This window comes from Pseudoalteromonas sp. SR45-5 (assembly GCF_014163565.1).
GTDB lineage: Bacteria > Pseudomonadota > Gammaproteobacteria > Enterobacterales > Alteromonadaceae > Pseudoalteromonas > Pseudoalteromonas distincta.
In genome coordinates this window covers 1-1522 of record NZ_JACJDN010000801.1, presented here as the reverse complement: position 1 = coordinate 1522, position 1522 = coordinate 1, and the positions used below count along the sequence as shown (strand labels likewise).

General features: G+C 37.5%; 2 protein-coding genes. Both read left to right on the top strand.

What is annotated here, in order from left to right; all coding sequences use genetic code 11:
• Positions 1-148 precede the first annotated feature (148 nt).
• Positions 149-532 carry a response regulator gene (locus H5072_RS19185; RefSeq protein ID WP_002960883.1) on the top strand — a complete coding sequence of 128 codons (384 nt, stop codon included), beginning with the start codon at positions 149-151 and terminating at the stop codon, positions 530-532.
• 13 nt (positions 533-545) lie between these two features.
• Positions 546-1451, top strand: a complete 906-nt coding sequence (locus H5072_RS19180; protein WP_182694474.1) for a MoxR family ATPase — start codon at positions 546-548, stop codon at positions 1449-1451.
• Positions 1452-1522 lie beyond the last annotated feature (71 nt).

Sequence of the window (1522 nt, the reverse complement as noted above, 5' to 3'; positions counted from 1 at the left end):
GAGCAGATAATCATTTAAAAATACGTTGTTGGGCAAACCTATAAACAGTTTATTTATTGGTGTTTTTTAAGTAACGTTCTTGAGCTTATGATGGGGTTAGCTTAGTATTAAAGCACTTAGATGTATTCAAAATAGAAGTAACCTACATATGGAATTTGTTCGCCCGCTAGAGCCCATCCTCATTATTGATGACGTTAAGGAAATTCGTGATTATCTAAACCAAATTTTAACTGACTTAGGGTTTGAAGATATATTAGAAAGTGCTGATTTTAGCTCTGCCAAACCTATTATGGACAATAAACCGCCAGGCGTTATATTTGTAGATGTAGATTTACCAGACTCTAACGGTGCAGAGATATTGGAATACATTAATAGTGCTTACCCGCACACTCATGTTGTTATGTGTTCGGGCCACAATAGTCTCGAAAACGTACAAAACACGTGGGAAATGGGCGCTAAAGGTTTTATTGCAAAACCTTTTAATACAAAAAAAGTAGACACTGTAATGAAGCGTCTTGAAATAATAGAATAATAATAAGGTTAGCATGCATAGTACTGTTACTGCGATTATAGAAGATCTTTCGAGTGTTATATTTGGTAAACAACAACAAATAAAACTGGCACTTACATGCTTATTTAGCGAAGGGCATTTACTCATTGAAGATTTGCCTGGCATGGGAAAAACCACTCTTTCTCATGCATTGTCAGCTGTGTTAGGTTTATCGTATCAACGTATACAGTTTACCAGTGATCTTCTCCCTGCTGATATTCTGGGTACTAATGTATTTAACTCTACCGAGCACAGTTTTACGTTTCATAAAGGCCCTATTTTTAGCCAAGTTGTTTTAGCTGATGAAATAAACCGCGCAGGGCCCAAAACACAAAGTGCGTTGCTTGAAGCAATGGAAGAGCAACAAGTAACAGTTGATGGAAAAAAATATACGCTGCCAAATCCATTTTTTGTGATTGCAACACAAAACCCGCTTTACCAATCAGGTACCTACCCGTTACCTGAGTCGCAATTAGACCGATTTTTAATGCGCATTAGCTTAGGTTTTCCACCTAAAGAAGCCGAAAAACGCTTAATTTTGAATATGCAAAAACGAGATTACAGCCAATTACCTAAGCGTATTAACCAACAAGAGTTAGCGGCAATTCAAACTCAGATAAGCCAAATTTCTTTAAGTAGCCCGGTTATTGACTACATTATAGAGCTTGTTAATTACACACGCACAAGCAATGCGTTTGCAGCATCGTTATCACCTCGTGCCAGTATGGCTCTCGCTAAAGCGGCTAGGTCGTGGGCCTTTATTGATGGCCGTGACTTTGTAATGCCAGAAGATGTTCAAGCCGTATTTTCAAGTGTGTGTCAGCATCGATTAGGTTTACATAATGAGTCAGGTGAGGCTCAAGTAAACGATATTTTAAAAAACGTTTTAGTTCCGGTATAAGCTTTTATGCCAAAAAAAACAGCTAAGCGCCCTTCTTTATTTAAGTCATTTAAGCAAAGTGTATTTAATAA

Excerpts from the sequence above, each read along its gene's own strand:
- H5072_RS19185 (WP_002960883.1), top strand. The coding sequence starts at position 149 with ATGGAATTTGTTCGCCCGCTAGAGCCCATCCTCATTATTGATGACGTT.
- H5072_RS19180 (WP_182694474.1), top strand. The coding sequence starts at position 546 with ATGCATAGTACTGTTACTGCGATTATAGAAGATCTTTCGAGTGTTATA.